Origin of the sequence: Chromobacterium sp. S0633, from assembly GCF_024158805.1 — a bacterium.
Classification (GTDB): domain Bacteria; phylum Pseudomonadota; class Gammaproteobacteria; order Burkholderiales; family Chromobacteriaceae; genus Chromobacterium.
Window position 1 is genome coordinate 1 of sequence record NZ_JAMZGH010000020.1, and the last position, 23,096, is coordinate 23,096.

Annotated in this window: 14 protein-coding genes; 13 read left to right on the forward strand and 1 reads right to left on the reverse strand. The window is 57.2% G+C overall.

Annotated features, from left to right (window positions below):
* Positions 1–343 precede the first annotated feature (343 nt).
* The gene (locus NK214_RS12785; protein ID WP_227106140.1) at positions 344–1,249 is read right to left on the reverse strand and encodes a hypothetical protein; all 906 of its coding nucleotides are present in this window, start codon (positions 1,247–1,249) and stop codon (positions 344–346) included.
* Between the two features lie 729 nt (positions 1,250–1,978).
* Here NK214_RS12785 and NK214_RS12790 point away from each other — a divergent pair.
* The 13 genes from NK214_RS12790 (at position 1,979) to NK214_RS12850 (ending at position 23,076) form a co-directional block, all read left to right on the forward strand.
* The gene (locus NK214_RS12790) at positions 1,979–2,542 is read left to right on the forward strand and encodes a TnsA endonuclease N-terminal domain-containing protein (protein WP_227106142.1); all 564 of its coding nucleotides are present in this window, start codon (positions 1,979–1,981) and stop codon (positions 2,540–2,542) included.
* On the forward strand, positions 2,523–4,487 hold the full coding sequence (locus NK214_RS12795; RefSeq protein ID WP_235085336.1) for a hypothetical protein: 1,965 nt from the start codon (positions 2,523–2,525) through the stop codon (positions 4,485–4,487). Before NK214_RS12790 ends, NK214_RS12795 begins: the two co-directional genes overlap by 20 nt.
* Positions 4,487–5,533, forward strand: coding sequence for a TniB family NTP-binding protein (locus NK214_RS12800; protein WP_235085333.1), 1,047 nt, complete (start codon positions 4,487–4,489; stop codon positions 5,531–5,533). The genes NK214_RS12795 and NK214_RS12800 overlap by 1 nt, the downstream gene beginning before the upstream one ends.
* Positions 5,526–7,502 carry a helix-turn-helix domain-containing protein gene (locus NK214_RS12805; RefSeq protein WP_253314674.1) on the forward strand — a complete coding sequence of 659 codons (1,977 nt, stop codon included), beginning with the start codon at positions 5,526–5,528 and terminating at the stop codon, positions 7,500–7,502. The genes NK214_RS12800 and NK214_RS12805 overlap by 8 nt, the downstream gene beginning before the upstream one ends.
* Before the next feature lie 499 nt (positions 7,503–8,001).
* Positions 8,002–11,043: a type I restriction endonuclease subunit R gene (locus NK214_RS12810; RefSeq protein ID WP_253314675.1), complete on the forward strand. Its 3,042-nt coding sequence runs from the start codon at positions 8,002–8,004 to the stop codon at positions 11,041–11,043.
* Positions 11,033–12,331 (forward strand): restriction endonuclease subunit S, encoded by a 1,299-nt coding sequence (locus tag NK214_RS12815; protein ID WP_253314676.1) that lies wholly within the window; start codon positions 11,033–11,035, stop codon positions 12,329–12,331. The genes NK214_RS12810 and NK214_RS12815 overlap by 11 nt, the downstream gene beginning before the upstream one ends.
* Positions 12,328–13,548: an anticodon nuclease gene (locus NK214_RS12820; RefSeq protein WP_253314677.1), complete on the forward strand. Its 1,221-nt coding sequence runs from the start codon at positions 12,328–12,330 to the stop codon at positions 13,546–13,548. Before NK214_RS12815 ends, NK214_RS12820 begins: the two co-directional genes overlap by 4 nt.
* On the forward strand, positions 13,545–14,555 hold the full coding sequence (locus NK214_RS12825) for a virulence RhuM family protein (protein ID WP_253314678.1): 1,011 nt from the start codon (positions 13,545–13,547) through the stop codon (positions 14,553–14,555). Before NK214_RS12820 ends, NK214_RS12825 begins: the two co-directional genes overlap by 4 nt.
* A gap of 97 nt (positions 14,556–14,652) precedes the next feature.
* On the forward strand, positions 14,653–16,266 hold the full coding sequence (locus tag NK214_RS12830) for a type I restriction-modification system subunit M (protein ID WP_253314679.1): 1,614 nt from the start codon (positions 14,653–14,655) through the stop codon (positions 16,264–16,266).
* A gap of 232 nt (positions 16,267–16,498) precedes the next feature.
* Complete coding sequence (locus NK214_RS12835; RefSeq protein ID WP_253314680.1) at positions 16,499–17,545, forward strand: restriction endonuclease; 1,047 nt, start codon at positions 16,499–16,501, stop codon at positions 17,543–17,545.
* 285 nt (positions 17,546–17,830) lie between these two features.
* A complete protein-coding gene (locus NK214_RS12840; RefSeq protein WP_253314681.1) occupies positions 17,831–20,677 on the forward strand; it encodes a type VI secretion system Vgr family protein in 2,847 nt (948 codons plus the stop codon).
* The gene (locus NK214_RS12845; protein WP_253314682.1) at positions 20,677–21,867 is read left to right on the forward strand and encodes a VRR-NUC domain-containing protein; all 1,191 of its coding nucleotides are present in this window, start codon (positions 20,677–20,679) and stop codon (positions 21,865–21,867) included. The genes NK214_RS12840 and NK214_RS12845 overlap by 1 nt, the downstream gene beginning before the upstream one ends.
* A 15-nt stretch (positions 21,868–21,882) precedes the next feature.
* Positions 21,883–23,076, forward strand: a complete 1,194-nt coding sequence (locus tag NK214_RS12850) for a type VI immunity family protein (RefSeq protein ID WP_253314683.1) — start codon at positions 21,883–21,885, stop codon at positions 23,074–23,076.
* Positions 23,077–23,096 lie beyond the last annotated feature (20 nt).

Here is a 23,096-nt window from a genome sequence, read left to right on the forward strand (position 1 = left end):
GAGCCCGATAGAATTTGAGCAGCGCCAGGCGCTGCTCAGAGCTTAACCAACCGTCCACCGAGCTCGGGACAGACCAGACATCGCAGGCTTACTCCCTGTATGCTTTAAATGCTCCCAGCCACTACCAATCAGAACTTAGCTCCCTACGCAAGTTAGTGAACTGTTTTATCACAAACAATAGGATATGCCACAGCTAATAATATTAATGAAAAGGCATAGAGGAGGCCTTGTGCAAGCAATGCTGAATCAAGCCTATTTCTTAGCCATTCCCATATGACTGCAAACATCCTTGAATTAATTGCAATGCAAGTGCTTTGAACATAGCGTTTGCACCCCTATGAGTTTAATCAGACCCGGCCTTCAATAACTGTTCCCGCTCTAACTCTTCTAAATGCTTCCCCAGACGATTCATCTCAACCACACTGTTAACGTAGAATATCGGACGTTCAACAACAGCAAAAGGGCAGTCATCATAGGGTGGCTTCAACTCCAGCCCATAAATATAATCATAAGTATGTGAAAAAACCAAATACCCCTCACCTATCTCCTGTAATGTATGCGCAATCGGATAAAGCCAGTCCTGGCACATATATTCGACGATTATATCGGAATAGCATTCCTTGATCTGAATGGCGACCTCTAAAGCACAAGCCAAGTAGGCCTCACGAAACAGAGCCCCTAGCAGGACCAGGTGATCCAATGTCGGCGGGCTACTTTTCATTATATCCTGCAGCATTTGCCCATACGCTTTGCGGATGTAATCGCTGGGCATTGGAAAAATCGGCATCGACTTCTCATAGCTCTGATGGAAAACACTTCGGAATGCTTTTTCTCCGTAATAATCCGCTCGTGTAAACCCCAATCGACTCATTGCAGCCTGCGCAATATCGTGATAAACGACAATTTCTAAGTCGTTTCGCGTCAATAGCTGCCAATAAGGCGAGTAGAAAAGCTCCGCCGTACCAGAAAAAGTTGCCTCTTCCTCTACCAGTTGAATCAGATCGAAATCTCGTTTGGGGTGGTTGCCATTAGAAGGAAGCGTGCCATGCAAGCGTATCGTTTCGAAAATCCTACTACGCATCTGGGGGTCTTTCGGCCGACGCCCCAGTTTCTCCAGAAATAATAGGTCAAGCTGGTAGTCACTAAGCGAGGTTCTCGACTTAACCGCGTAGTACCACAGTTTGGCGCGCAACCTATCTACCGGCGACTGGCGGGGGCGCCCTGTCCGCTTTGCATCACTTGGTATCATGAAACTCCCCTTTTCATGGCCGCTTTCACGTTACCACAGAGTTTGGTATCACTCCTTTATACTTAGTCCAATCTGATTCCACCTGACCATGACTACCTCTGCCTCCCTAGACGAATTGCAGCGCAACTTGCTGGATGCCTATGGGCCCTTGATGGGCGATGCAGTGCTATGGCAAGCCTTGGGCTTCAAGACCTGGGCAGGTTTTGACAGGGCAATACGTCAAGGAAAACTAGAGGTCCGTATCTTCACTTTGCCAGGAAGAAGGGGGAGATATGCGCTGACGTGCGATGTTGCAGCTTGGCTCTGGGACGTGCGTTCGACAGCCCCGAGCCCGCACGAAGCATGCTGAGAAAGAGCCGCCATTAGACAAATGCCCTGCTGGGCACCGGAACCTCATCATGAAGGAGGGTCAGAAATGTAAAAGGGTAACCTGACGGCTACCCCTTTGATGCAAAAGACGAGTCTTTTGACTTCAGCAATCAAAGTATCGTCTCGCGCATCTTAGCGGTCAAGCCATTCCCCCCTGTATTCGGCCAAAAACGTTCAGTTTCGAACTGAACGGCGGATTTTCACGTTCCTTTTTTGGCCAACTTTCCAACAGATGCGTGGCTGCGCAGGGAGAGGTCTTGCCGGCGCAGCCGGGAGAAGACGATGCAAGGAGTGCGACGAGTCGTTACCCGTAGGGGGCGGCACATCCGAGGTTATTTCCCCTCCAAGAAAATGAAACGGATGGTGCCATGGGAATCGCTGCAGGAACGCGATGCCCTGCTATTGCTGGAGCTATCACCAGGTGTCGTTGCTTTTAAAGCGCAACCTGAGAAGTTGCCGTATTGGGACGGGACCGCCATGCGCGTCCACGTCCCAGATCTGAGGGTACGTCTGTACGACGAGCACGTACTGTTCGTCGAGCTCAAGCCAGCATCCGAACTGGCCCGCCCCCAGGTCAAAGCGAAATACCACCAGATTGCCGAACAGCTGTTAGCACAAGGTCTGGATTATCGGCTTTTGACCGATAAGGAAATCCTGCAGGAGCCGCAGTTCAGTAATCTGAAACAGCTGCTGTACCACTACAACCATCCCGCGAGCCCCCTACCAACCCGCAGCCAGCTGGCTGTGGCCTTCTCTCAGACCGAATCCATCCCCTTGGCGCAATGCCTGGAGCGGTTCGGTTCAGACGTCACCGACACCCTGATCGCGCAAGCTCGACTCTACGTCGACCTGACTCAGCCCCTCGCGCCGGCCTCCCTCGTTCAACTACCTGTAGGAGAGCACCATGCAACGATTTACTTTTAAACGCGGCCTGGGCTTCCTTCAGGGACAGACTCGCTGGCAGCTGGACCGCCGGCTGGCCAGCGGCAAGCTGCAACTGCTCTCAGATGAAGGCGAGGTTTTGACGCTGACCAACTCAGACATTCTGCAACGCTGGCAGTCCCAGGAGTGGATCATCGACGAGGAGTCATTGGCCAACCTCGGTGAGGCGATCTATCTCGTCACGCCGCGCGACCTGTCGACCTATCCACTCAAACTTCAGGCCATTGCCAGGCGCCGCCTGCATTATCTGCAGGGCATCGACCCCGACCACACACCTTACAACAGGTCGGCTTGGGAGGCGTGCATCAGTCAACTAGCCGGCGAGATCGATGACAAGTACCCGCCTTGCGCGTCGACCGTATCGGAGTGGTGGCGGCGTTACCGGACTACCCGCTCGATTCTGAAACTGATTCCCTGGGGTCGGCCAGAATCCAACCACCAGACCAAACCGGGCTATCAGCTGTTCGAACAGGTCATCGCCGAGGTCTATCTCACCGACAACAAGCTGCCGAAGCTGGCGGTCTACCAGCGGATGAAGGCACGTACCGAGGCCATCAATCAATCGCTGTATGCGCAGGAGCAGATGAAATGCCCCGGCCGTACCACGGTATATCGCTGGCTGGAGGATTTGCAGCAGGACTTGGTCGATCTAGCCCGCGAGGGCGCCGAGGCCGTGCGCATGAAATACCGCGTCGCGATCGGCCGTGTGAAGACCCAGGCCATCCTGGAACGGATCGAGATCGACCATACCCCGCTGGATATCATCATCATCGACCTCGTGACAGGGCTAGCATTGGGCAGGCCGTGGATTACCGTGGCGATCGACCAATACTCCCGGATGATCGTCGGTTTCTATATCAGCATCGGCGCGCCTTCCGCCAACTCGCTGCTGCAGTGCCTGCGGCGGGCCATCCTGCCCAAGGAGGAGCTGCTTAGTCAGTGGACCGATATCAAGCACCCGTGGCCGGCCTACGGCATCCCGCAGTTGGTCGCCGTCGACAATGGCCCGGACCTGCACAGCACCGGCTTTGAACAGGCCTGCCTGGAGATGAGCATCGTGATGCTGTTTTGCGGATCCAAGGTGTCATGGCAAAAAGGCGCGATTGAACGGTTTATCCGGACGATGAGCGTGGACCTTATCCACACCCTGCCAGGCACCACGTTTTCTAATCCGCAGGAGCGCGGCGACTACCCGGCAGAAAAACAGGCCTGCCTGGACATGGCCACGCTGACGCATTTACTGGTGCGCTGGATTGTCGATGTCTACAACGTCACGCCTCACAGCGGCATCAAAGGCCGGCCATTGGATCGTTGGCAAGAGTCCGCCAATCGGGCCCCGATTGCGCTGCCCACCGACCCGCAACAGTTGGAGTTGATCGCCGGCATTCCGGCAAGCCGGACGTTGTTCCACTACGGCATTGAGTTCGAGGGCCTGCATTACAACGACCACCACGTGCAACTGATCCGCCGGCGCTTCGGCAAAAACATCCCTGTGGAGATCAAAACCTACGAGGATGATGTCGGCCACATTCATGTGCTGGATCCGGACAGTAAGACGTATCTGCGCGTTCCGGCGCGGGACATGGAATACGCCGAGGGTCTACCTCGGGAAATGCACCGCACCATCCGCACCCATGCCCGCAAACGCTTCGGCGAGCTATGCAACACCCCTGAATTGCTGGAGGCGAAACGCGAGATCCAGGAACTAGCGCAGGCGGCGCTGCAGCACAAGAAGATGGGCTATCGAAAGTCCGGCGCGCGCCAGTTCAACCTCAACAGCGAAGCGGTGCTGGAAAAGCAGGATCCGCTGGTCGCCGCCAGAAAACCCGTCAAAACCCGCAAAGCTCCTTTGCCGGAGTCATTGCCTGACGGATTGCAGGATGATCTGCCAGAGCTGTCGGTGTCAGCCAAGAAGGGAGGCGCGTGATGGATCCTCTCGACTTGATGCGGCAGTTCGCCCCGAACGCCGGCTACGCGTCCGACAAGGTGCTGGGCTACAAGCTGCAGTTGGAACCCATCTACCACCAACGCTTTCGCCACGCGCTGTTCCAGATCGCCGAACTGCATCACCGTCGCCGCGCGCATGGCGTGGGCGGCGGCGTGCTGTTGATCGGCCCCTCCGGCGCCGGCAAAAGCACCGTGCTTCGGGCGTATGAGGCCCAGTCACCACGCAGTTTTGAGACGCAGCGCACTCGGATTCCGGTCCTGATTGTGCGAGTGCCGTCGTCGCCGACGGTACGCAGTCTCGCCGGCGCCATCCTGGAGGCCATGGGGGACCGGAAGTCGCACCGCGGCACTGCTCCCGAGAAAACCACCCGGCTGGTCGACTTCTTCTCGCAATGCGGTGTGGAGTTGCTGCTGATCGATGAGTTCCAGCATCTGTTCTATACCCCCAGCGCGACGGCATTTCGGGATGTCACCGATTGGCTGAAGAACCTGCTGGAAAGTACCGGCGTAGGCATGGTGGCGTGCGGGCTGTCGGCAGCCGAGCTGGTGATCCGCAGTAACGAGCAGTTGTCGCGCCGCTTCTCGCAGTGCATCCCCATGGATCCGTTCCAGCTCGACGATGAGGCGGATTTCTTGGAATACCGGGGACTGCTCAAGGGCATCGCCCTCTGCCTGCCGCTGGGCTGCGAGATTCCCTTGCATGAGGCCAACCTGGCGCGGCGCATCCACACCGCCAGCTTCGGGCTGCTCGACTACACCCTCAAGCTGCTGGAGGGCGCGGTTTGCGCCGCCAACCTGGCCGGCCTCAACACGCTATCGCTGGATGTGCTGGCCGCCAGCTTTCGCGAGCGGATCTGGAAAGACGTGCCCGACACGCTGAATCCCTTCCATCCCGAGTCCTTGCTACGCCCCCTCACTCGCCCCGGCGAGATGTTCTACCCACATACCCGTAAGGACCCAGTCGGCTCGCCGGTAGCCATCAAGCTGGGCCTGCATCAGAGCAAAGGAGGTGTGATCCATGCATGACAGCACCATCCCCAGGCAAGATGCCCCCAGCTTGCTAATCCGGCCTCAGCCAACCCGAACCGAGGGGCCTATCGGCTACCTGTTCCGGTTGGCCGAGGCTAACTTCATGAGTCTGCGGGACCTGGAACAGCTCGGCATCGCCTTCTCCCCGGAGGCCTTGCGACAGCAACAGCTGCTGCCCCCTGACCCGCTTTATCCAGAGCTGCTCAACTATGTTCGCCACGTGGCTGAGTTGGCGCGATATCAGCCCAGCATCTGGAACCGACGCTTCGCCCGGCACTGCCCGTACTGCCTGGCGGAGGAGGCTAGGTGGCGGATCGGCTGGGAGCTGCTGTATTTCGACACCTGCCCCAAGCACGGCACCTGGCTGGTGGACCATTGCTCCAGTTGCGGCGAGTCGCTTACCTGGCACCGGGACAGCCTGCTCCGCTGCAACTGCGGCGCCGATCTGCGTCGGGAGGTCCCGGAAGAAGCGCCTGCGGCCGCCATCCTGCTGGCGGAAACGCTGGAGCAGATGCTGTTGCAGCAAGCGGTTCCACAAACGCATGGCTATCCCTTCCAAGGGCTCACCCTGGAGCAGGTACAGCGCCTAATCCGCTACCTGGGTACTTATCTGAATCCCGTCGCCACGCTCAAACCACTCAAAATCATGAATGCGGGCTTACTGGAAGTCTCCTGGCCCATCACCTCATTGGCGGCGGAGATGCTGGTTTTCTGGCCCGACAAATTCCACGCAGCCCTCGACGCCCTGCAAACGTCCAGCGGAGATTCGCAGATCAGCCTGAACACCGTGTTTCAGGAGGCTTATCGTTACCTTTACGACGGAGGACTGCGCGATGGCGTTTACCACCCGGTTCGCGAAGCTTTCGAGCAATGGGTGACGCAGCGCTGGAAAGGCGGCGTGGCCAGACGGAATCGCCGGTTCACCATCGAGGTCCTGGAGAACATCCAGTGGATTCCTGGCAAGGCGGCGGCCGACCGACTCGGTATCTCCATGGCGCGGCTGCGCTACCTGATCCGTTCCGGGCAACTGGAAGGGCAAGAAACCATCAGCAGCAAAGGCCGCCGCTTCCTGATGGTGCGCAAAGACCGGCTGATCCAGGTGGAGGAACAACTTGCGGGGGAAATCACCATGACCAAGGCCATGGAGGTGCTGGGTCTGGGCAAGGTGCGGATGCGACGGATCCTGAAGCTGCTGTTCCCCTCCGCCCGCCGAGTCAACGGCCAGCCTTTGCTGCCATGGTGCATTTCCAGCTCGGAGGTCTATCAGTTGGCCGAGTTCGGCGAGGCGCTGCCGCGGGTCTATTCTCTCGATGAAGACGAAACTTCGCTGGCCGACGTGCTGCACTATTGGCAGTGGAATGCCGACGAAGTCGTGTCGTTGGTTGAGGAGATCCAGGCAGGCAAGCTGGCCGTCTGCGCCACCCTCATCGGCAAGACCGGGATCACGCGCTGGGTGTTCAAGCGCAAGGCCTTGCAGCTGTGGCGAGCCAGCCTTCCCACGGATCGGGCCAACTGGGTCACCATTCCGGAGTTGGCCGAAGTGCTGGGGGTGAAGCAGCAGGTGGCGTACTGGCTGACGCAGAACGATTACATCCGCTCGCACAAGCTGGGCAACCAGAAGCACCAAGGCTCCAGAGTGCGCAAAGCAGATGTCGACCGCTTCCTGCGGCAGTACATCTTCGGTACCGAGATCGCAGACCTGACCGGCCGCTCGCCCAGGAAAGTGATGAACATGCTCAAGCACTTAGCCATCTACCCGCTGCGCGGCACCAGCATCGAAGCTTGCCGCCAACTGGTATATACTCGCACCGATACGCTTACCCGATTTATCGAGAGATATCAGGTGGGGGATCCGATCAAGTGGCGGGACACGGTGCAGCGGCGGCGAAAGGCCTGGGAGAGGATCTTCCAGGAAGATGGGACGCCCGTACCGCCTCCGTCCCACTTTCGTCTAGAACCCCGTTGATCTGTCGTGGGGCTCATCTAGAGGAAGATGGGATCCTACAAAGGATGTAGGATCCCACGAATAGCTAGATTTTTACTGGTTTCTAGATTTTTGGGATTTCACACACGGCCTAGACTGCAAGAAGGATGGCCTCCAAGTTTGGAGGCCATTTTTCTATGTTAGCTTGAGGCGCCCTCTTGGACCAAGCCGTCTGCTGATGCCATTGCTGCCGTTCAGTCATACCTGTACGAGCGGCTGAAGTGGTTTGAGAAAGCGGGCTATAGCTTGTCAACAACACCCTAGATGATTCTGAACGAAGAGCTTCCTGACCTTCCGGCTGGCATGTTCCGGGTCGCTGCTGAATCGTAAGTGTTGTCACTATCAGCCACCTCACGGGTGGGGGGTGGTCTTAAGTCTTGGGGTGGGGTTTAATGCCAGTCAGTCATTGGTAGCCGCTAGTGGTGTCAGATCGGGGCTGAATCTATAGAATTCACGAATATTGGGCACAGAAACAGACACAATGAACACGCATGAACATCAGATCGAGCACGATTTCATCGCCAAGCTCAGTGAGCTCAAGTACACCGTGCGTTCAGACATAAATGATCGCGCCGCGCTTGAGAACAATTTCCGTGAAAAATTCGAAGCGCTGAACCGCGTCCGCCTCACGGACGCCGAGTTTAAACGACTACATGACGAGATAGTCACCCCGGATGTCTTCACCGCAGCCAAGACCCTACGCGGTATCAATGCTTTCACCCGCGACGACGGCACGCCGCTGAACTACACGCTGGTGAACATCAAGGACTGGTGTAAAAACCACTTCGAGGTCGTCCACCAACTGCGCATCAACACCGACAACAGCCACCACCGCTATGATGTGATCCTGCTCATCAACGGCGTGCCTTGTGTACAGATCGAGCTGAAAACTCTAGGCGTCAATCCGCGCCGGGCCATGGAGCAGATCGTCGAGTACAAGAACGACCCCGGTAACGGCTACACCAAGACGCTGCTCTGCTTCATGCAGCTCTTCATCGTTAGCAACCGCGACCGCACCTACTACTTCGCCAATAACAACGCCCGCCACTTCGCTTTCAATGCCGACGAGCGCTTTTTGCCCATCTATGAGTTTGCAAGCGAGGACAACCGCAAGATCACCCAACTCGACGAGTTTGCCGAGCACTTCCTGAAAAAGTGCGACCTTGGCCGCACCATCAGCCGCTACATGGTGCTGCTCGCGGGCGAGCAGAAGCTGATGGTCATGCGACCCTATCAGGTCTATGCCGTGCAGCACATTATCAAATGTATCGACGAAGACAATGGCAATGGCTTCATCTGGCATACCACGGGTAGTGGCAAGACGCTCACCTCCTTCAAGGCCTCCACGCTGCTGAAGGAAAACGAGCACATTTACAAGTGTGTGTTCGTCGTGGACCGCAAAGACCTCGACCGCCAGACGCGGGAGGAATTCAACCGGTTCCAGGAAGGTTGCGTTGAAGAAAACACCAACACCGCCGCCCTGGTACGTCGCTTGCTGTCAGAGGACTACGCCGACAAGGTCATCGTCACCACCATCCAGAAGCTGGGCCTGGCGCTGGACGAAAACAGCAAGCGCAACAAGCAGCGCAGCAAGAACGGCCAGGCCACCTACAAGGAGCAGCTCGAAGCGCTGCAAGATAAACGCATTGTCTTCATTTTTGATGAATGTCACCGTTCGCAGTTTGGTGACAACCACCAGGCCATCAAAGCATTTTTCCCGAAGGCGCAGCTGTTCGGCTTCACCGGCACACCCATCTTTGGCGGAGAAAAAGGTAACGCCACTCGCATAAAAATCGACGGTGAGGTGGCCTCGTATCAGACCACCGAAGAGCTTTTCCATAAGCAGCTCCACGCCTACACCATCACCCACGCCATCGAGGACGGCAATGTCCTGCGCTTCCACATAGATTACTTCAAGCCTGAAGGCAAAAAGCCGCCCAAGCCCGGCGAGGCCATTGCCAAGAAGGCCATCATCGAGGCCATCTTTGCCAAGCACGATGCGGCTACCGGAGGACGCCGTTTCAACGCCGTCCTCGCCACCGCGTCCATCAACGACGCCATCGAATACCACGCGCTGTTCAAGAGCATGCAGACGGACAAACAGGCCGCTGATCCTGACTTCAAGCCGCTGAATATAGCCTGCGTCTTCTCCCCACCCGCTGAGCTCGCGGAGAACGAAGAGGCGAAGAAGGACATCCAGCAGCTTTCCAGTGACCTGCAGCAGGAACAAGAAGACAACAAGGTAGAGCCGGAGAAGAAAAAGCAGGCGCTTGAATCCATCGTCGCTGACTACAACGCCCGCTATGGCACCAACCACCGCTTGAGCGAGTTCGACCTCTACTATCAGGATGTGCAAAAGCGTATCAAGGACCAGCAGTGGCCAAACAGCGACTATCCGGCCACGCAAAAGATCGACATCACCATCGTGGTGGACATGCTGCTCACCGGTTTTGACTCCAAGTTCCTGAACACGCTCTACGTGGACAAGAACCTCAAGCACCATGGATTGATCCAGGCCTTCTCTCGTACCAACCGCGTGCTCAACGGCACCAAGCCCTACGGCAACATCCTCGACTTCCGTCAGCAGCAGGCGTCTGTCGATGCCGCCATTGCACTTTTTAGCGGAGAGAAGACCGCCGATCAGGCGCGGGAAATCTGGCTGGTGGACAAAGCCCCCATCGTTATCCAGAAGCTGGAAACCGCTGTGCAAAAGCTGGACGATTTTATGAAGTCCCAGGGCTTGGCCTGCATCCCTTCCGAGGTGGCAAACCTGAAGGGCGACGCGGCCCGCGCGGCCTTCGTTACGCACTTCAAGGAAGTGCAGCGGCTGAAAACCCAGCTTGACCAGTACACCGATCTCAGCGAAGACAACAAAGCCGCCATCGAGCAGGTGCTGCCCAATGACAACCTGCGCGGCTTCAAGGGCCAGTACTTGGAGACCGCCAAGCGGCTCAGAGATCAGCAGAGCAAGACCGTCGGTAAGGACGACTCCACCGAAGACCCGGTGGACCAACTCGACTTCGAGTTCGTCCTCTTCGCTTCCGCTATCATCGACTACGACTACATCATGGGCCTGATCGCCAACTACTCGGCCAAGGAGCCGGGCAAGGCCAAGATGAGCCGCGAGGAACTCATCGGCGTCATCAGCGCCGATGCCAAGTTCATCAACGAGCGCGACGACATCGCCGAATACATCGCCACGCTCCAGGCCGGCGAGGGCCTCTCCGTGGCCGCCATCGAAGATGGCTATACCCGCTTCAAGACCGAGAAGAACGCTCAGCAACTCGCCACCATCGCGGCCAAACACGGCCTGGCCACCGCCGCCCTGCAAAGCTTTGTGGATAACATCCTCGACCGCATGATTTTCGATGGCGAACAGCTGGGCGACCTGATGGCCCCGCTGGAGCTGGGCTGGAAAGCCCGCACTCAGGCAGAACTGGCCCTGATGGAAGACCTCCACCCCCTACTCACCCAACGCGCCGCTGGCCGCGATATTTCAGGACTCAGTGCGTATGAGCAGTAACAACAAAACCACCTCTGTGATGGAGGAGGCAAAGCCTGCGCTGGTGCCGAAGCTGCGGTTTCCGGAGTTTCGGGAGGCGGAGGAGTGGAAATCCACCCCTCTAAATTGTTTGGCGATTCGTACGAAACAGAAAAATAGAGACGAAAAGATTGATCGTGTGCTAACAAACTCTGCTGAGTTTGGTGTGGTTGATCAGCGAGATTATTTTGATAAGGACATCGCTACGCAAGGAAAGCTTGAGGGCTATTTTGTTGTTGAGCTTGATAGCTATGTCTACAACCCGCGCATATCGTCAACAGCGCCCGTAGGCCCCATATCAAAGAACAAAATTGGCACAGGTGTCATGTCGCCGCTATACACCGTCTTTAAGTTTAAAGACGATAGCAACGACTTTTATGAGCACTACTTCAAGACGACTGGTTGGCACACCTATATGCGGCAAGTGTCCAGCACGGGCGCACGCCACGATAGGATGGCCATATCAAGCGACGATTTCATGGCAATGCCTTTGCCTGCACCATCGCCCGTAGAACAACAAAAAATCGCCGACTGCCTGAGTTCGGTGGACGAGCTGATCGCCGCGCAAGCGCGGAAAGTGGATGCGCTCAAGACCCATAAAAAAGGGCTGATGCACCAGCTTTTCCCCCGTGAAGGCGAAACCCAACCCCGCCTCCGCTTCCCCGAATTCCAAAACGCGGAGAAGTGGGAGTTGAAGCCGTTGAACAAGCTTGCAAAGCGAGTAACCGTCAAGAATGTGCTATTGAGCCAATCACGGGTGCTAACAAACTCAGCCGAATATGGAATAGTTGACCAAGAAAGTTATTTCGATAGGGAAATCGTCACGAAGAGCAATCTGGGAGCTTATTACATCGTGGATTTCGGGGACTTTGTATATAACCCTCGCATTTCAAATCTTGCACCGGTCGGGCCAATTTCACGCAACAACCTCGGTGTCGGTGTAATGTCTCCGCTGTATTCCGTATTTCGATTTGAAACTCAAGCCACGGAATTTTTTGAGCATCTTTTTAAAACATCTATTTGGCATTCATATCTTAAGGAAGTTTCAAATAGCGGCGCGCGTCACGATCGTATGAGTATCACGACTGCGGACTTTATGGGGCTCCCAATCCCGTTTCCTTCCCCCGCCGAACAACAACGTATCGCCGCGTGCTTGACCAGACTCGATGCCTTGATCACAGCCGAGGACCAAAAGCTCGAAGCCCTCAAGACCCACAAAAAGGGCCTGATGCAGCAGCTATTCCCATCCTCGGGGGAGGCTGAGGCATGAGTGGAAAACCCACGATCAACAGCTATGCCAACCTGCAGAGGCTCACGAAGAAACTGCGCGATGACCTCACCGGAATTGATCTCATCCTGCTCTATGCCTACAACCGTACCGGCAAGACGCGGCTATCGATGGAGTTCAAAGATGCCGGGAAGCGCAAGAGCAAGAAGAATCCGCAGGGCACAGCTGACACGCTTTACTTCAATGCCTATACCGAAGACTTGTTCACATGGGATAACGATCTCGATGGTGATGCTGTCCGGAAACTGCAGCTCAATGACCGCTCTACCTTCTTCAATGGCCTGAGAGACCTGGCGCTGGACGAAACGATTGCGGGCTACCTTGACCGCTACGCGGACTTCGATTTCGACATTGATTACACCAACTGGAAGATCAGTTTTTCTAAAGAAGTTTTTCGGCAAAGGCGGGGTGCAGAGCCTGAGAGAATCACCGAGACGAACATCAAGATTTCCCGTGGCGAGCAGAACATTTTCATTTGGTGCCTGTTTATGGCCATTTGCGAGCGGATGCTCGATGGTCACGAATCCTATCAATGGGTGAAATATCTTTACATTGATGACCCCATCTCCTCGCTGGACGACAACAACGCCATCGCGGTGGCCTGCGACCTTGCCAAGCTCCTGAGCCGAGCCGCCAGCCGAAAAAATGAGAACGGCGCATCCGCGCCCATCAAGGTGGTGTTCTCGTCCCATCACGCGTTGTTCTTCAACGTGATGTGCAACGAGCTTGGCCGGACGAAAGAGGGGGAGCCGAGAGTAAGCCACAAGCGTTACTTCCTGCACCGTCCAAATGGCGACGGCAAATATACCTTGCGAGCGACTGAGGATACGCCGTTCTTCCATCACGTTGCATCACTTGCCGAACTGCAATTGGCGGCGGCTCCCGATACCGGCAAGCTCTATACCTTCCATTTCAACGCCCTGCGCAGCATCATGGAAAAGACCGCATCGTTTTTTGGACATGCGGATATTTCTTTTTGCCTCAAGGCGCTGAACACCGAAGATTTGGCGCTCTACAACCGTGCACTCAATCTCCTCAGTCACGGCAAATACGCCATCCATGAGCCGACTGAAATGGGCGAGGACAACAAAGACCTCTTTCGGCGAATTTTTAGAGACTTCACCAAGGAGTTTCAGTTTGATCTACCGGAAATCTTGGCGGCAGCGCCTGCTGAAGCTGCCCCGGAGCCTGCAGCATGAGCGAACTTATTCTCTACACCACCGAGGATGGCCGCAGTCAGATCAAGCTGCGGGCGCAGGAGCAAACCGTCTGGCTGACACAGCTGGAGATGGCGGAGCTGTTTGACGCCAGCAAGCAGAACATCTCCCTGCACTTAAAAAACATCTTCGAAGACAGGGAGTTGGACGCAGCGGCAACTGTCAAGGAATCCTTGACAGTTCAAATCGAGGGCAGCCGCAAGGTGCAGCGGCCCGTCACGCTCTACAACCTCGATGCCATTCTCGCCGTCGGCTACCGCGTGCGTTCACCGCGTGGGGTGCAGTTCCGCCGCTGGGCTTCCACCGTCCTGAAGGAGTACCTGGTCAAGGGCTTTGTGATGGACGATGAGCGGTTGAAGAATCCGGATGGCCGCCCGGACTACTTCGACGAGATGCTGGCGTGCATCCGCGATATACGGGCCTCCGAGAAGCGCTTTTACCAAAAGGTGCGCGACCTGTTTGCGCTCTGCAGCGACTACGACAAGACGGACAAGGCCACGCAGGTTTTCTTTGCCACCGTGCAGAACCTGTTGATCTATGCCGTGACACAGAAGACCGCCGCCGAACTGATCACCGCCCGCGCCAATGCGGCCAATCCGAACTTCGGCCTGCTCGCCTGGAAGGGCAACAAGGTACGCAAGGCAGACATTGTGGTCGCCAAGAACTACCTGACCGAGGACGAGATCGACACCCTGAACCGGCTGGTGGTCATCTTCCTGGAAACCGCCGAGCTGCGGGCCAAGAGCAAGCAAGAGACGCGCATGGCCTTCTGGAAGCAGAACGTGGATCAGATCATCACCTCTAACGGCTTTCCGCTGCTCACCCACGCGGGCTCCATCAGCCATGAGCAGATGGAAGCGCGCACCGGCGAGCTATACCTCCAGTTTGACCAGAACCGCAAACGGCAGGAAGCGATTGCTGCCGACCAGCAGGACGAAGCCGATCTAAAGGCGCTGGAGAACACCTTGAAAAGGCGGGCAAAGCCATGAGCGAACAGGCCCGCCTCCACATAGACATCAAGGCTATCCAGGAACCGGCACGCCGCCATCCTCCGCGCCCATCCAACGAACACGACCAAAACACACAATGACCGAACAAAACCAAAAAGCACTGGGCAACACCCTTTGGAGCATCGCCGACCAACTACGCGGGGCGATGGATGCGGACGACTTCCGCGACTACATGCTGTCCTTCCTCTTCCTGCGCTACCTCTCCGACAACTACGAGACGGCGGCGAAGAAGGAATTGGGAAGGGACTATCCGGAAGTGGACGAGGATGCGCGCGAGGTACCGCTGGCACTCTGGTATGCGGCTAATGAGGGGGATGTTCCCGACTTCGAGAAGCAGATGCGCCGCAAGGTGCATTACGTCATCAAGCCCGAACATCTGTGGAGCAGCATCGCCAACCAGGCCCGCATGCAGGACTCGTTTCTGTTGAGTACGCTGCAATTGGGTTTCAAATACATCGAGACTGAATCCTTCGAGAGCACCTTCCAAGGGCTGTTCTCCGAGATCGATCTAACCTCCCCCAAGCTCGGCAAAAGCTACCCCGACCGCAATGTCAAACTCTGCACCATCATCCAGAAGATCGCCGAAGGGCTGGCGGAGTTTTCCACCGATATCGACGCATTGGGCGATGCCTATGAATACCTGATTGGCCAGTTTGCCGCTGGGTCTGGCAAGAAAGCGGGCGAGTTCTACACCCCGCAGCAGATTTCCGACATTTTGTCCGCCATTGTCACACTGGACAGCCAGGAACCGAAAACCGGTACCAAGAAGCGGCTGGAAAGCGTGATGGACTTTGCCTGCGGCTCCGGCTCGCTATTGCTCAACGTGCGCAAGAAGGTGGCCAAGGCAGGCGGCACTATCGGCAAGATCTTCGGCCAGGAAAAGAACATTACCACCTACAACCTGGCACGCATGAACATGCTGCTGCACGGGGTGAAGGACACGGAGTTCGAGATCTTCCATGGTGACACCCTGCTCAACGAGTGGGATATGATGCGCGAGCAGAACCCGGCCAAGAGGCCTAGCTTTGACGCCATCGTCGCCAATCCACCCTTCAGCTACCGCTGGGAACCGACCGACGCGCTGGCCGACGACGTGCGCTTCAAGAGCCATGGCCTAGCGCCCAAGTCCGCTGCTGACTTCGCCTTCCTGCTGCATGGCTTCCACTACCTCAAAGACGAAGGCGTGATGGCCATCATCCTGCCGCACGGCGTGCTATTCCGTGGTGGAGCGGAAGAACGCATTCGCACCAAACTGCTCAAGGATGGTCACATCGACACCGTCATCGGCCTGCCTGCCAATCTCTTCTATTCCACAGGCATTCCCGTGTGCATCCTGGTGCTGAAAAAGTGCAAGAAGCCCGACGACGTGCTGTTCATCAATGCCGCTGAGCACTTCGAAAAAGGTAAGCGCCAGAACCAACTCAAGCCTGAGCACATTGCTAAGATCATCAAGACCTACCAGTTCCGCGAGGAGGAAGCGCGTTACTCACGCCGAGTAGAGATGGCAGAGATCGAGAAAAACGATTTCAACCTGAATATCTCCCGCTACATCAGCACGGCAGTCGCTGAAAAAGAAATCGAACTAGACGAGGTGAATCAGACACTTGTTGATATCGAGAAAGAGATTGCCAGTGCCAAGAGCAAGCACAATGCCTTCCTCAAGGAGTTGGGGTTGCCGTTATTGCCTTAAGGGTTCACGTAGTTGGATGTAGCTGCGACCAGACATGAACCAAGAACGAAAAAGCCAAGCAGCTTAGCTTGGCTTTTTTCATGCTCAAACACTTACGTAATGGATGTGGAGCATGTGATGGGAGTTGAATTGGCCTTTGATACTGTAAATCGATGTTGGCCAGGGTTCGCTCTCCCGCAGCATCCGGATTATGATGGCGGCAGATATTAAAAATAATCCAAGGTGGCATGTCATGGAGCTGTGGCTGATTCGTGCCGGTTCTTCCGGTGAGTACGAGCAAAAATTTTTGGAGGATGGCAGGGCTTATTTGACTTGGGAGGAGCTGGATTGCAATTTGGCGGAGCTTCCTTCCAAGGAAGCGTTGCTAGCCAAACTGGAGAAAACGGCCCCAGAAGCCAAGCTAAAGCGTCTGCAGAATCACAGTAGCCAAATTTGGCCGTTTGTGCATGTTATGCAGGAGGGCGACTGGGTGATCTTGCCTTCCAAGCGGCAGCCCGTGGTGTATGTGGGGCGGATTTGCAGTGCTTATCAATTCACCCCGCAACAGCCTGGGGTGTATCGTCACTGGCGACGTGTCGAGTGGTTTGGGCAGGACATTCCGCGTTCTCATTTTGGCCAAGACTTGCGGCATAGTTTTGGCGCTTTCATGACGATTTGCCGTATTCGGCGCAACCACGCTTTAGCACGTTTGCAGGCGATGCATGCTCAGGGTTGGAAGGCCGAGGATATCAAGTCGGTTTTGCAGCAAGCCGCTTGTGTGCAGCCCTCCTTGGGTGAGGATGGGGAGGAGGACGCGGCCTCCAATCTTGAAACCGTTGCCAAGCAAGGCATTATTGCCTTGATCGAGTCTCGTTTTAAAGGGCATGAGCTGACACGGCTGGTGACGGAAATTCTTAAGGCTCAGGGTTATACCGTGTGGCAGAGCCCGGAGGGGGCGGATGGAGGGGTGGATATCCTGGCCGCGACGGGGGCGATGGGTTTTGGTGGGCAGACGATATGTGTGGAGGTGAAGTCCGGGGCGGATCCGGTGGATAGGCCCACCGTGGATAAGTTATTGGGCGCCATGTCTAAGTTCAATGCCGCGCAAGGCTTGTTTGTTGCTTGGAATGGATTCAAACAAAACGTGCAGAAGGAACTGGCTAGCAGTTTCTTCCGGATGAGGCTCTGGTCTCAGGATGATTTGCTAGATGCTTTGTTCGCGGTATACGACAAGCTGGATGATGACTTAAAAGCCCAGTTGCCGTTGAAGCGGGTGTGGGCAGTGGTAGAGACGGACTAAGTTTTTTCTCTGCATGTTAAGACAACGCCGCAGCCCCGCTGCGGCGTTTCCACATCTACATCACCGCGCAGGCCATCCCACGGCCAATGCGTGCCACCCCGCCACGTCCCACCCCCAGCCCGCCAAGCCGCCTCGCACTCCCCCAACACCTACACCTGTCCTTTAGTCCAAGAGAACACATTCCCGGACCACGCTGGCTTGTGACTGTCTTCCTAACTTCATAAAATTTCAGGCTTATTTTCAATGTCATACCGCCGCTTGGCGGTGTTTTCGTTTGGAATGCCGATGGACCTGAATGCACTGTTGGCCAGCTTTGCTTCCGCCTTTGGCCAAGACAACCGGATGTTGACCTTGCAGCTTGGGGAGGGGCAGTTTGCCGCGGAACAGCTGCTGCCGCTCAGCCTGGAGGGCGAGGAGGGGGTTTCCCTGCCTTATCGCTATACGCTGACCTGCTTGTCGCCAGATGGCAATATCCCGCTGAAGACCTTGCTGGGCCAGCCGGCCCGCATTGGCATCCAGGGCGCGGAGGGGGGCGAGGCGATCCGTTGCGGCGTGGTCAGCCAGGCCAGGCTAGCGGGGGCTGATGGTGGCTTTGCCCGCTATCAGCTGACCGTGGAAGCGCCGTTCGCCTTGCTGCGCCACCGCAGGACCTCCCGGGTGTTTCAAGACCTGCCCGTTCCGGACATCGTCAAACAAATCCTCAGCGAACATCAGCAAGCCAACCCCATCTTCGCCCGCGTGCAAATGCTGGCCTTGCAGCTCAAGCCGGCCGCGCCGCGCAGCTATGCGCTGCAGTACCGCGAGAGTGATTACGATTTCATCGTCCGCCTGTTGCATGAAGAGGGTTACGCCTGGCGTTTCCGCCACCTGGAGGAGGACGGGCCGCGGGTGGAGCTTGCCATCTTTGACGATGCCCACGCCTTGCCGGCCTCCCCGCTGCAGCGGGTGCGCTTCCACCGCAGCGACGCCACCGAGGAAGAGGACGGGCTGACGGGCTGGGAAGCTGCGCGCCAGATTGTGCCCGGCGCCAGCGCGCTGGCTAGTTACGATTACAAGCCGGTGCTCACCCAGCAAGGCCGGGAAGCCAGCCGGGTGGAGCAGGGCCAGTTTGGTCAGGCCTTGCAAAGCAGCCTGGGCCATTACGATGCGCCGGGCCTGTATTACGCCGGGGATGAGGAGCAGCTGGGCCGCTATGCCGTGCTGCGGCAACAGGCCAACGATTTGCAGGCCAAGACCTTCAGCGGCAGCGGCGCGGTGCGCGGTCTGTTGCCGGGTGAGTGGTTCCGTCTGGACGACCACCCCGCGCATGAGGACGACGCGGAGGAGAAACGCCAGTTTGTTGTCACCGGCCAGCGCTTTCAGGTGCGCAACAATCTGCCGCGGGATCTGGCGCAGCACTTGGGCACGGAGGCGGACGCCGCGCCGTTCAGCGCCGCCATCCAGGCCCAGCGCCGCGGCATTCCGCTGACGCCGGCTTATGCCGGAACCGCTCACGCCAAGCCCACCAGCCTGGGCGTGCAAACCGCTACCGTGGTGGGGCCGGTCAGCGGCGATGCCGGGGCGGAGAGCCCCGGAGAAGTGCATACCGACGAGCATGGCCGCATCAAGATTCAGTTCCATTGGCAGCGTCCGGAAGAGCATCCCGGCATCGGCGCGGGCATGGACGACAAATCCTCCTGCTGGGTGCGGGTGGCGATGCCGTCCGCCGGCGCCGGCTGGGGCCATCAGTTCCTGCCGCGCATCGGTCAGGAAGTGCTGGTGGACTTTATCGAAGGCGATATTGATCGCCCGGTGGTCAAGGCCGTGGTCTACAACGGCAGCCATCCCGCGCCGGACTTCAGCGGCGCCGGCAGCCTGCCGGCCAATAAGACGCTGTCCGGCATCAAATCCAAAGAGCACCAGGGCGGCGGCTATAACGAGCTGCTGTTCGACGACACCCCCGGCGAAGTACGCGCCAAGCTGTCCAGCGAGGCGGGCAAGACCCAGCTCAACCAAGGCTTCCTCACCCACCCGCGCAGCAATGGCCAGGCCCAGCCGCGCGGCGAAGGTTTTGAGTTGCGGACGGACCAGCACGGCGCCATCCGCGCCGCCCACGGCCTGCTGCTGTCCACGGAGGCGCAAGGCGGCGGCGCCGGCAAGCAGTTGGCGCGGGAGCAGGCCAACAGCCAGCTACAAGCGGCGGTGGCCTTGAGTCAGGCGCTGGCCGAAACCGCCGCCACGCAGCAGGCCGACACCATGGAAACCGGGCCGGACGGCATTGGCGACGACAACGCCAGCAGCGGCAAACGGGAACACGGCCATGTGCTGCACCAGTTGCAGGCGCTGGAGGCCTGGGAGGCCGGCAGCAATACCGATCCAGACAGCAAAACCGCCAAAGAACAGGCCGGCCAGCAAGCCTTGCTGGTGCTGTCCGCGCCGGCCGGCATTGCCAGCCTGTCCGGGCAAAGCCAGACCCTGGCCGCGGAAACCCATCTCAACCTGGTGGCGCAGCGCGACGCCAATCAGAGCAGCGGCCGGCGCTGGATTCATAACGTCGGCAAGCACATCAGCCTGTTCGTGGCCGGCGTGGCGGATCAGGTGGCGATGAAGTGGATAGCCGCCAAGGGCAAGATTCAGTTGCAGGCGCAAAGCGACAGCATTGAGCTGACGGCGGACAAGGACGTCACCATCACCTCCTGCAAGGAACGCATCACCATTGCGGCCAAGGACGAGATTCTGCTGACCAGCGGCGGCGGCTATATCCGCCTCAAAGGCGGGGATATCGAAGTGCACTGCCCGGGCACGGTCAGCATCAAGGGCAGCAGTCATGTTTTGAGCGGGCCGGCCAGCGTCTCCATGCCCATGCCGTCCATGCCAAAAGGCTACCAGCGCAGCTATATCCTGCAGGATGAAAAGACGGGCGAACCGTTAGTGGACAAGGCTTACCGGCTCAAGCTGCCGAATGGCCGTGTGCTTCCGGGATACACCGACTGGGAGGGCAGAACCAGCACGGCCTTCACGCCGAGTTCCCAGCCGGTCAAGCTTGAGGCGCCCAAGCCTCCTGTCGAGCAGGAGTACACCCTGTATGGCTATGGCACCGGTCAGGCTGAACGCGGGCTGCAATTAAAAGACGACAATGGAGAGGATGCGTGATGGCCAACTATCAACCCGCCGGCGGCACAATGACCATTGTGGAAGAGCGCCCGGAGTATGCAATGCTGCCTCACCCGGGCAATAAGCCCTACCTGACCGAGAAGGCTGACGTGGCGATTCTGTCGCCCAAGTCGGTAGGGGTGACCAGTAAAAAGACCGGCCGCACCTACCAGCTCAATATGCGGCAAATCACCATGTCGACCCTGATTCGCATCGATGAAAACAGCCACGACTTCAAGTGGTTCTACAAAGCCGAAGTCAGCTTTGACCTGACGCGCAACCCCCCAACGCCCTTCCTGAGTTCAAGCCGCAAGGCGGAAGGCCCAAACCGGCAGCACACCATCAACCCCTTTCCCAAGGGTTTATCGAAAGGCTATTTACGTCGACCGGACCTGGTGATCGTGAAGGACAAGGGAACCCGCTGGCCGGGGCGAGCGGCGACCGACCATGACGGCGTGCCACATGGGGATAATTTGGCGCGGGTGGTGGAAGTGAAATTCCCAGGCGATGAACTTGGCCGAGGCCAGGAGGATGCCTATAAGCGCATTGCCGGTGGAGATGACCGGTTTACCGTCTTGGATGTTATCGACAAAAGGAAGAAGAGGGTTCCCGAGCCTAAAAAAGTACCAGTCTTCAGTCCGCAGCCAAAAACCAAGCCCAAATCGCAAACCCAACGAGTACCCGCGCCGATCTACAGCCCGGTTCCGGTAAAGACTCCAGGTTACCTCCAGGATTGGGGCACGCAGTTGCAGCGAGGAGTTGCCGAAGTATGGTCGGATACGAAGAAAGGCATGCAGGGCTTGGCTGAAGATACTCAAGCCTGGCTGGAAAAAGAGGCTGCTTGGCTGTTAGAGTCAGGCCGCTGGGTCCGGGATAAGTCCGAAAAAACTTGGACTTGGGTCAATGCGCAGGGGAAAGCGCTGGTCCGCTGGACCGAGGAGCAGTTGAAAGCCGCGTGGGCCAAAATTGAGCGTTATTGCGACATTGCCTGGAATGAGATTAGCCAGATTCAGTGGGGGCAGATTCTGCTTAATGTCGGCAAGGTTGTGGTGGGCATCGTATTGGTGGTGGCGGCCGTTGCTTTGATGGTAATGGCTTTGCCTGCCGAGTTGGTCGCGGCCTTTATTGCCTGCGTCGCCATACTGGGAGGCGCCACGGTTTCAAGTAACGACACACCTCTGATGGCATGAGTTAGGAATTGAGAAATGGAACAGGTAGAAATACCGCAGCAATTGCAACGGCTTGAAACATACCAAGACGAGCTGACTTGGAGCTTGGAGCCCGATGAGGGCATCGTCATCCGTCCTGGCTTGATTGCCACTTTTTTCTTTGAGAAGGGCAGCACGGTCGAGGTCAGGGCAAAGCTCATCGAGTGCTTCGACAGCTTCTACTCCCTCTTTGGCGCGAAGCTAAAAGGGCAGAAATACATGGATGCCAAAACCAGGAAAATGGGCGCATCCGATTATCAGAAGTCCAAAGACAAGATCTTGGCCATCACTGATCCGCATGAGCGGATTGAGTGGTTTGTCAGTAGCGAAGCCGTGCCGGACTTGGCTCCGGAATACTCGGTTTCCTGCTTGACGCAGCAAAGCATTCACGAAGGCTGGGGCGACAAGTCATTTTTCAAAATCGTGCTGCCCGCGGCCACTGTGTTCGATGAAGCAAGCCTTGGTCAGTACCAACAGCTGCTAGCCTTCATCTGTGACGCCTTACAACCGGTTCATGGTTATGGTGGCCTGTCTCCCATCCTGCCATATGACTATCATCGGTACTTGCCCAATGAGTATGAGCTTGCGCAGCGGTTTATCGGCTTGAATATCGATACCCGCTCCTTCAGTGCCGGAGGCTTCGAGCTGAAGAGTCATATCAAGGGCGCAGACTGGTACACGATTCTGGGAAATGAGTTTGTACAGCAGCTTGATGGTGAAGAGGCTATCCGCGCTAAGTTAGCGCCCTGGCACGATATTTCCATACGCCGATATACAAGCGGACTGATGATTCAGGCGGGCCCATACCCTGACTTGGGCGCGCCTAATGCCCGCCCTCCGGAGCCCTATGTGGTGGTCAGTCACTTGGTGAGATCGATACGTACCACCGAGCCAGGCTCCCTGCATTACCACCTGCCTCAACAAAATGGGTTCGACAAGTCCGAAACCGTGAGCTGGTATGCGCGTTTCGACGCGACCCCATTGCCGAAGGGGGAGCCGCTACCAGCACAATCGGAGCATGGAGCTAGGTGCGAGGCCGGCAAGCCTTGTCCTGAGAGCGGACATTGGTGGACGCCCGCCATGGAGAACTCTCGGCAATATTTCACCCAAGGTGAGCTTATGCCTGATTTCTCGCACTCAACGTATGGCAGCACGATCTGGTATCGAGAACCGGTCTCCGGCAGCAGATGAGCCATTGAAGAGGAACGCTT